We start from the raw sequence: 8,268 nt of genomic DNA, 5'->3' as shown, positions 1-8,268 counted from the left end.
AGAGAGATGACGGGGAGGGGGAGGTTTCGGGCGTGGGGTATTATATAGTCTCAACAATCCGCTTTGTAGAAAGGATGAGTATTGCTTGGATGACGTCTATATTTGGATTGTGAGCAGGTAAATGAACCAATACGATCACGATAAATGACCGCTTTCAGGACCCCGCATGGCTAGAGTCTTCATATCCCATTCCAGCCGAAATAAAGAGTATGCTGACGGATTTGCTCAAGGACTAGCGGAGTTCGGTCATCAGCCACTGTATGATGCGACGCTTCTCTCGCCAGGCTCCGATTGGAACAAGATTCTTGAACAGGCGCTCGATGATGCGGATGCCATCGTTTTCCTGATTTCTCAGGAAAGCATGGATAGCTCATGGGTGCTGAACGAGATCGGACGCGCCAAAGCGCTGGCCAGTGGCGGACGGAAGCTTCTTATCCCTGTCATCATCGATGATATCCCGGTTCCCGACATTTTGCGGCAGTGGCTTGCCCTGATGGGACGCGGACGCCCGCCTCGTGAGATTGCCGGGGAAGTCGCGCTGACCATTTCGAATTTCGAGGGGAGGCGAGAGCATCAGGAGACCAGGCTCCGCGAGGTCGAGCAGGATCTTTCAAAATTTGTTGACGATGCGATTGACATGCAGAAAACGGAAGGCAAGAACAACAAGCGCGCGGCCTATCTCTGTTATGGAGGGGGCGCGCTTGCGTTGGTTGCAGGGCTGATCTTAACCGTCGAGGCGCTGCAAGGGGCGATGAACCCTCAAATCGTGCTCGAACCGTCGAGGGTGATCGCGGCAGGCATTGCCAACATCGTCGCTATAGGATTCCTCGGGGCGCTCGCGAAATACGGATACTCCCTAGGAAAGTCATTCATGAGCGAAGCGCTGAAATCAGCTGACCGCATTCACGCGATCCATTTCGGGCAATTCTATTTGAAGGCTTACGGCTCACGGCTGAAGCCCGAAGAAGTTCGTGAAGCCTTTGCAAATTGGAACATCGACCGCGGCTCGACCTTCTCCACGCTCAATTCGGCTGAGATTGATCCGCAAATTATTTCCGTCGCGGGCCAGCTTGTTGCTGCCGGATTTGGGAAGAAGGGCGACTAGTAGCATTTTATTTCGATATCGGGTTACAGGTCATATGCGACACCACGGTTGGCGAAGACCTAGCTTGGTCCCCGCGTTTCATTAGCCGGCCGGCTTTCGAAGTAGAGATTTTCTCCAGTGGCGAAGTAAAATTCCCCACGTAAGCCTACGTAGACGTCACGGCCTGCGGGAAAGCCAGCTGAACGGGGCTACACCTCAACTTCCGCGGCCTGACTGGGCCACCGGCGAAAGCCCGCAACTCATAGTCCGAGGTTAATATAGATTTGCGAACTGTAGTGACGGGCACCGCCGCTCCTGTCCTCGGCGCTCATGCGCTGGTATTCATCCGGCCAGTTGTCGAGCGCAAAACGGATTGCTTTCATCTTAAAGGGCACGTGAACCACGCACTGGTCGCGGATGATCGGCGGGCAATTTGTGTCCTGCTGACGGCTCTCATTAAGGTTTGCGGCGATAATCGGAAGCCCTAGTTCGAGAGCTAGCTCCAGTTCCCATCTAACAAACCGATAGAGATTTTTTGTTTTGTCTCCGATGAGTGCAATGACAGCTGACGACCGACGCATCGCTACATCCCTTCGGGGGCGCGAAGCAGAAATCATTTCTCTGTCAACGGTCACTGGCTTGTCATAAGTACAAACTATCCGAGCGACATTTACGGATGCCGCCATGCTCTATCCGCCGTCAGAACCGTCTGCCTCGGGCCTGCTCAGGGTTGACGATGGAAACGAAATCTACTGGGAGGTCTCTGGTAGTCCCAAGGGCAAGCCAGCTCTCTATTTGCACGGCGGCCCCGGAAGCGGCTTACGCTCCGGCAGCTACCGTCAGCTTTTTGATCCTCAGCGGTACTATCTTGTCGGCATTGACCAAAGAGGATGTGGGCGCAGCCGCCCTTTGGCGGTAGAAAATCTAGCTGACCTACCGAGCAACAATACGCAGGTTCTGATACGCGACATCGAAGCGGTCCGACGCCATCTGCAGATCGGTACCTGGTTGGTGTCTGGCGTCTCTTGGGGAGCTACCCTGGCGCTTGCTCTTGCGCAAAGCTGCCCTGAGAGAGTGTCTGAGATGGTATTGATGGCGGTAACCACAACGAGCCGTGCTGAGGTCGATTGGATCACCGAAGGCGTCGGGCGCTTGTTTCCGAAAGAATGGGAAGACTTCAACGCCGCGTCGCACCGTCGTCCCGGAGAGAGGATAGTCGAAGCATATGCTCGTAGGTTGGCTTCGGATGACAATCTGGACCGCCTAGAAGCCGCAAAGGCTTGGAATGAATGGGAGTCGACACACATCTCGCTCGATCCGAACTTTACCCCTGTCTCCCATCGTTTCGACGATGAGCGGGCGTTGGTCTTTGCAACTCTTGTCGCACATTACTGGGCCAACGATGGATTCCTTCGAGATGGGAACGCAATTTTTGACCGCATGTCGAAGATTGAAGACATCCCGGCTGTATTGATCCATGGCCGCCGCGATTATAGCGGCCCGCTGATCACACCCTGGAGGCTGTACAAAGCATGGCCGTCCAGCCGACTGGTCGTGATCGATAACGAAGGCCACGGCGGACCTGAATGTCGAGCACAGATGCGAGTGGCGACTGACGCATTCTTATGACCGCTTCTGGCGCTTCTGCGCCATGACGGCATTCGGCCCGAAGCCGCCATAGAACTGCCCGAACAATCGGCCAATGTGCAACCTGCGTGCGAGCGACGGGTGGGGACTTGCCTATATGTGTAGATCAACATTGACAGTAAGACCTGCAACAATGGCTGACGCGCCAGCGCTTGGAGTTATTGGCCCAGCCACCTACGCGGCGAGCTACGGATACCTCTGGGACGATCCACTCGCGTTCTCAGAACAGCTGCACACATTCAGTGCTGATGCATTTCGTGATTTCATCTCCCGAGAGAGCGCTCGGCTATGGATCGCAGAATTGTTTGGTCGGCCCGTTGGGTTCCTCGCGATGGTTACAGGCTCGCCCGAGCCAATAACCTTCGAGGGTAATGGAGGTGAAATAGCGAGGATTTATCTCCTGCCTGGTGCGCAGGGGCGTGGGCTGGGCAGGATGCTTCTCAACGCCGCCGAGTCTGAGGCAAGAAAAGAGCATCTGAAGTATGCTTGGCTCGATGTCATGGCGTCTGCATCAACTGCAATCGACACCTACCGACGGTGGGGCTTTGTTGACATCGGCACTAAGCTCTTCCCTCGACCAGTCAGGAAGGGCTTCCACGACATGGTCGTGTTCCGGAAGACCCTTTCCACCGCCTAAAATCACCGGGCATACGCTACGGCAGCTATTGGCGCGATCCGGCCATGACGCCTATCAGCCATTAGCGGACGGAAGGTCCAGGTGTCATCAGGTATTCACAGGCATAGGCTAGGCAGCCATTCTCGACGGAGACAATGGCTGGAGTCTTAAATGGTCGAGCGAAGTGGGGCGTCATTTGAAGACGTGTCGGTTGTCGAGAACTATATCTACAGGCCGCCCTATCCGGGTGGCGTATATGACAAACTCCTGTCTATCGCTCCTCATCACAATTGCTTGTTGGATTTGGGCTGTGGGCCGGGGAAAATAAGCCGCCCACTGTCTCGGCATTTCAAGAACGTGATCGCGATAGACCCATCGCAGGCTATGATCGATCTCGCTCATACAATGAAAGATGGGCGAGCCGCCAATATCGAATGGATCGTCGGCCTTGCTGAGGACTACGAGGGCTCTGGCAATAGCCTCGATCTGATCGTCGCTGCCGCGAGCATCCATTGGATGGAACACCGCCGCCTGTTTCCGCGCCTGAGGTCCTTTGCCTCTGCCACCCATAAGATCGCAATCGTATCCGGAGATACACCGTTTAGGCCTGCTTGGGCTTCCGAATGGAAGCGTTTCCTCGCAAAATGGGTACCATTAGCTACAGGCAAGGAATTCGATCATGACAGCAAGCAGGAGATGCGGTCTGAGTATCAATCATACCTACACGTCGAAGGCAGAGAGTTCTTTATCTCGGAGCCAATTACGCAAAGTGTGAGTGACTTTATCCGCTGCCAGCATTCTCGCGACACTTTCGCGCCATCGCGTCTAGGCGACCAGTTGCGGCAGTTTGATGCCGAGCTACAAGAAATCTTGATGCCGCATGCAAACGACCTGATGCTGCAATTTTCAGTAGGCTCAGAAGTGGTGTGGGGTACAATCAAAGATTAACGCTGCCCCGTATTGCCGGTATTGGCGCGCTCCTTGCCCTGACGGCATTCGGCCCAAAGGGGCCGGACACCTACTCGCCAAGCCCTGGCTTGATAGTTCCATCTGCCTGTCTCTTCCATTCTACGGAAAATTCAACGCCGCCGTTACAATGAACCTGGGGGATCAATGACGCGACCACTGTGCCGGTCTTGTCGATGACCTGCAGAGTGCCAACCCAGATAGGGATGTTCGCTAGGAATGAAAAATTCGATGCACGTGGGGTGAGTTCAGCAATCGGAGAAGTGAACATCTTGTCATTGTTAAAGCGCATGAACGCTGCCTCGCTTGCAGTGATTAATTCAGTTGGCGGCTTCGCTGCACATTCTTGAGCGTCGGTTTCTGAGCAGACCCCGATGATGATCAATAATCCTAGCGCTAGCGCTTGTCGCATAAGTTTCTTGTTCCGATTAATTCTGGGAAAGCAAAGAGGCGAAGCGGAGCGTGGTGCTCTTTGGCTGCAGGGTGTGTTCAAGGGCCTTGATGTTCAGTTTAAGAGGCATCTGTCCCGCCATGCCGCTGAAAATGCAGGTCCCGGTCGGTAGGGTTGGGATCGACTCTTCGGTCAGTTTGTCGATGTAGGACACCGCGCTGGCGATCGACTGCAGGTCTTTCTGATTGATCAGCCGATGAATGAAGTAGTTGTGCGCTTGGGATGTGATGGTCGGCGAGATGTCATTCGGGCGCTGACTGGCAATCGTTACGAAGACACCGAATTTCCGGCCTTCCTTGATGATTTCCTCGAAGGTTTCGAGGCGATAGTCCTTCCAGCTTTCCGTCTCCCGCGAGGACTCGGTCGATAGGATATTATGGGCTTCGTCGATGATTATGTTCAGGGTCTTCCCTTGGAACGACGTCTTGTGTTCCTGATAGATGCGACGACACAGAAGGAGCGGTATCGTCTTTTTCATTTCTAGGTTGACGTCGTTTAGATTTACGACAACCACGTTGCTGGCAAAGACGTCGCCTTGGATCGCCGGATTGAACACCTTTCGGATATCGTTCTGCTTACTCCGCAGCTTGTTTATAACCGGGGCGATATGTTCATTCTGAGCCCGGTTTGCGAGGACGTCGTAAATGAGCTGGACATATGAGAATGTCACGAAGTCCGCGATGATGTCGTCTTCGAACTCGAGATTCGCGACATGTCCATAGACGATGGTATTCTGGATCGCTGGCAGATTGTTGCGCAGATATTCCTGGCCGCATTTAAATTGGGCAGTCATGTTGTGCCATTCGAGGTCGGAAGCGAGTTCGACCGTGCCGCCGTTCTGATCCTGCTCGGGAAGAACCTGCCGCAGGTAGTCGAAAAGCAAGTCCGCCCTTACCTTGTCCGACATCCCAAGTATTTGCGTGATCTGCTGCCGAACGATGTTCCTGAGATGTCCAATCGGGTCATTTCCACCCATGACGGCGTCATACCTGGAGAGGACCCGGCGCAGAAAAGGCTTCTGCGTTTTCTCGGTGGCATCCGAAATAATCGAGAGCATCTCCAAGTCCAGCAGACCTGTGTTTCCTAGTGGGACCTTGTCGCCACCATTAACCCGCGTAGAGAGATTGTAGACGGTCTTGTCATTGGCGATGCAGTCGGTGTGGGCGTACTCGCCATTGAAGTCGAACAGTATAATCCGACAGTTGTCGTCGAACCTCTGCTGATTTATGGCGCGTAATTCGGTGACGAAATGTTGGTAGAGCGTGGCCAACGTATTCGACTTACCGCTCCCCGTGTTACCAAAAATGGCGATATGGCTGTTCATAAGGCCGTCAACCGGAAGGGCAATGTCATAGCCCTCATACTCCGAGGTCGCGATATGCAGGGCTATTCCGTCTTCCGCGATCAGGTTGTGAACCTGGAGTACGCGTTCGCGCGTAAGCAGGAATGCTTCGTTTCCGACCAGCGGGAGCTCCTTGGTCCCTCCATAGAAACGACCTCGCCGATCAATGAATCCGACCAGTGCCACGGAAAGCACGCGGCGACCTCTAACAACCGGTTCGCCATCATCGAATCGAGAGGTGTCAGGGTTGGCATTCTCGCCCTCGACCTTACCTATTAGGCTCACGAATCCCTTTCGGATGTCGATGTAGCTCCCGACCGCGATATTCCTAAGAAGATCGCCGTCGTAGAAAAGCTCGGACAGGTTCTTATCCTTGTCGACCGTGACGAGAATCCTTCGCCCGGTAACGCCCGAGACCTCACCGACCCTAAGAACAGCCTCCTTCTGGAGACGGACGTCGCTCATTGCGGTGCACCGCCATCGGGAATGATTGCCCGCAGAACGGAATTGAAAGACTTGAAGTCGATGGACGGCCCCGTGCCCGGACCGACAATCGTGACATTTCGGTTCTGAGCGAACTTGCCCGAGAATCCTGCCACGCTCGCTTCAGAATAAGCAAAGATCAGCAACTGGGCGGTCGGATTGCGAAGGGCACGCTGGGTAATGTCGAGAATATGCTCATCGGCGAACGAAAAGCCGAACGCGACAAGGAGTGAATTATCCTTGTCCATGCAGTTGGACAAAAGGCGGAGCAAGTCGAAATAGACGCGTTCCATCAACGCGGATTCAAACTTCCTAAGGTTTGGAAGGATCAATGCGCGCGTGGCCAAAGCGGCTTGCACCGCGGTGGGATCAATTTTGCTCACGTTACCGGAAAGTTTGACGCCTTCCGACTCGAAGCGAATCTCCTTATCGGCGTCTCGTATCCAACTAAGCGACCCGTGCACCTTTATCAGGTTCAATACCGGCAGTTCGGCTATCCGGTCGGTTAGGTTACCCGACCGGTAGGTCCTGTCGAAGTATCGTGCCGGCGAAAACAGATACCTGTTGCCCACTGCCGATGTTCGATCGAACCCGTCGTTCAACGTGACATTGGGAAGCTTGGAAGCCGCCTTCTCAATGAAAAGATCGTAGTTCGTGGTGAAAATGTTCGCCTGCCGGGGCAAAAGAATGTTCTTCCGTTCGAACAGAATGGCATCAATGATCGAAAGGAACTCGACGTAATTGGAAAGCGTCTCGGTGAGTGGCTCCTTATCGATCTCCGCAAGCAGGTCAACGTTGGCTTCAGCAAGCTCCTCGATGAAATCGAGCGCCACCAGATTGGCCTCTTCAGAATTGCCCCCGATAAGGAGACCATTGATCTGCGCTTCGATATCGCCAGCAACCTGAATTGCAGGCATCGACGCCCCTGATCCAATGAGGAAGTTCAGGTTTCCGGATTGAATGTAGGATTCAACCAACTTCCGAACATCGTCAGCTTGGTTCGAGAGAATCAATGTGCGCGCCATGAGAGAAATAGAGCGCATTCCCGTTTAGCGAGCAACCGGGACATAATGATATTGCGGGATATCTCCTGAAGAGCACAGATTGTTGATTTGCACTGAGAGCTGACCCGGGATTTGCGCCGAGAAGTGACCCGCCTTAGGTATCGTCCGTCGTGGTTGGGGTGGTCAAGTTTCTGCGTTTCTCCTTCGTCGCTTTGGGCTCATGGGCCGAACTGTTTTTGAACCGGAAGCTGTCGTTTCCGGTTTCGAGGATGTGGCAATGATGGGTGAGCCGGTCGAGCAGCGCGGTCGTCATCTTGGCATCGCCAAAGACGCTGGCCCATTCGCTGAAGCTCAGGTTGGTGGTGATGATGACGCTCGTGTGCTCGTAGAGCTTGCTCAGCAGATGGAACAGCAGCGCACCGCCTGAAGCACTGAACGGCAGGTAACCCAGCTCGTCCAAGATGACGAGATCGGAGTGTGCCAGGCGGTTGGCGATCTGGCCTGGGCGACCTTGGGACTTCTCCTGCTCAAGCGCGTTGACCAGTTCCACGGTCGAGAAGAACCGAACCCGCTTGTGATGATGCTCGATGGCCTGGACACCGATGGCCGTGGCGATATGCGTCTTGCCCGTGCCGGGACCGCCGACGAGGACGATGTTGTTGGCCTCGTCGAGAA

The 8,268-nt window shown here is 54.3% G+C and carries 10 protein-coding genes; 5 read left to right on the top strand and 5 right to left on the bottom strand.

What is annotated here, in order from left to right; genetic code table 11:
* Together ACE04I_RS16700 and ACE04I_RS16695 are read left to right on the top strand one after the other, a co-directional pair.
* On the top strand, positions 1–48 hold a 48-nt coding region (locus ACE04I_RS16700; protein WP_268877042.1), incomplete at its 5' end, for a helix-turn-helix domain-containing protein.
* A 118-nt stretch (positions 49–166) separates the two neighbouring features.
* Complete coding sequence (locus ACE04I_RS16695; RefSeq protein WP_487207304.1) at positions 167–1,105, top strand: toll/interleukin-1 receptor domain-containing protein; 939 nt, start codon at positions 167–169, stop codon at positions 1,103–1,105.
* A gap of 239 nt (positions 1,106–1,344) precedes the next feature.
* Here ACE04I_RS16695 and ACE04I_RS16690 read toward each other — a convergent pair whose 3' ends face one another.
* Positions 1,345–1,770, bottom strand: a complete 426-nt coding sequence (locus tag ACE04I_RS16690) for a TIR domain-containing protein (protein ID WP_487207303.1) — start codon at positions 1,768–1,770, stop codon at positions 1,345–1,347.
* Here ACE04I_RS16690 and pip point away from each other — a divergent pair.
* From pip to ACE04I_RS16675, 3 genes are all read left to right on the top strand, one after another.
* Positions 1,769–2,713, top strand: coding sequence for a prolyl aminopeptidase (gene pip / locus ACE04I_RS16685; RefSeq protein ID WP_487207302.1), 945 nt, complete (start codon positions 1,769–1,771; stop codon positions 2,711–2,713). The two genes, ACE04I_RS16690 and pip, sit on opposite strands and share 2 nt — an antisense overlap.
* Before the next feature lie 151 nt (positions 2,714–2,864).
* Complete coding sequence (locus ACE04I_RS16680) at positions 2,865–3,368, top strand: GNAT family N-acetyltransferase (protein ID WP_413436320.1); 504 nt, start codon at positions 2,865–2,867, stop codon at positions 3,366–3,368.
* A gap of 150 nt (positions 3,369–3,518) precedes the next feature.
* Positions 3,519–4,295: a class I SAM-dependent methyltransferase gene (locus tag ACE04I_RS16675; RefSeq protein WP_487207301.1), complete on the top strand. Its 777-nt coding sequence runs from the start codon at positions 3,519–3,521 to the stop codon at positions 4,293–4,295.
* A gap of 70 nt (positions 4,296–4,365) precedes the next feature.
* Here the strand turns inward: ACE04I_RS16675 and ACE04I_RS16670 are convergent, their stop codons facing one another.
* From ACE04I_RS16670 to istB, 4 genes are all read right to left on the bottom strand, one after another.
* Positions 4,366–4,725: a hypothetical protein gene (locus ACE04I_RS16670; protein WP_487207300.1), complete on the bottom strand. Its 360-nt coding sequence runs from the start codon at positions 4,723–4,725 to the stop codon at positions 4,366–4,368.
* A 16-nt stretch (positions 4,726–4,741) separates the two neighbouring features.
* Positions 4,742–6,571: an ATP-binding protein gene (locus tag ACE04I_RS16665; RefSeq protein WP_487207299.1), complete on the bottom strand. Its 1,830-nt coding sequence runs from the start codon at positions 6,569–6,571 to the stop codon at positions 4,742–4,744.
* Positions 6,568–7,566 carry an SIR2 family protein gene (locus ACE04I_RS16660; RefSeq protein WP_487207298.1) on the bottom strand — a complete coding sequence of 333 codons (999 nt, stop codon included), beginning with the start codon at positions 7,564–7,566 and terminating at the stop codon, positions 6,568–6,570. Before ACE04I_RS16660 ends, ACE04I_RS16665 begins: the two co-directional genes overlap by 4 nt.
* A gap of 181 nt (positions 7,567–7,747) precedes the next feature.
* A partial coding sequence (istB, locus tag ACE04I_RS16655) for an IS21-like element helper ATPase IstB (protein ID WP_487207212.1) occupies positions 7,748–8,268 on the bottom strand: 521 nt, incomplete at its 5' end.

It is taken from the genome of Rhizobium moroccans, assembly GCF_057559155.1.
The sequence above is the reverse complement of the archived record's forward strand: the minus strand, read 5'-3'. Positions and strand labels throughout refer to the sequence as shown.

What these genes read in the sequence shown, in the direction of transcription:
- pip (WP_487207302.1), top strand. Translation starts at nt 1,769, where the DNA reads ATGCTCTATCCGCCGTCAGAACCGTCTGCCTCGGGCCTGCTCAGGGTT.
- ACE04I_RS16675 (WP_487207301.1), top strand. Translation starts at nt 3,519, where the DNA reads ATGGTCGAGCGAAGTGGGGCGTCATTTGAAGACGTGTCGGTTGTCGAG.
- ACE04I_RS16695 (WP_487207304.1), top strand. Translation starts at nt 167, where the DNA reads ATGGCTAGAGTCTTCATATCCCATTCCAGCCGAAATAAAGAGTATGCT.
- ACE04I_RS16680 (WP_413436320.1), top strand. Translation starts at nt 2,865, where the DNA reads ATGGCTGACGCGCCAGCGCTTGGAGTTATTGGCCCAGCCACCTACGCG.
- ACE04I_RS16690 (WP_487207303.1), bottom strand. Translation starts at nt 1,770, where the DNA reads ATGGCGGCATCCGTAAATGTCGCTCGGATAGTTTGTACTTATGACAAG.
- ACE04I_RS16665 (WP_487207299.1), bottom strand. Translation starts at nt 6,571, where the DNA reads ATGAGCGACGTCCGTCTCCAGAAGGAGGCTGTTCTTAGGGTCGGTGAG.
- ACE04I_RS16670 (WP_487207300.1), bottom strand. Translation starts at nt 4,725, where the DNA reads ATGCGACAAGCGCTAGCGCTAGGATTATTGATCATCATCGGGGTCTGC.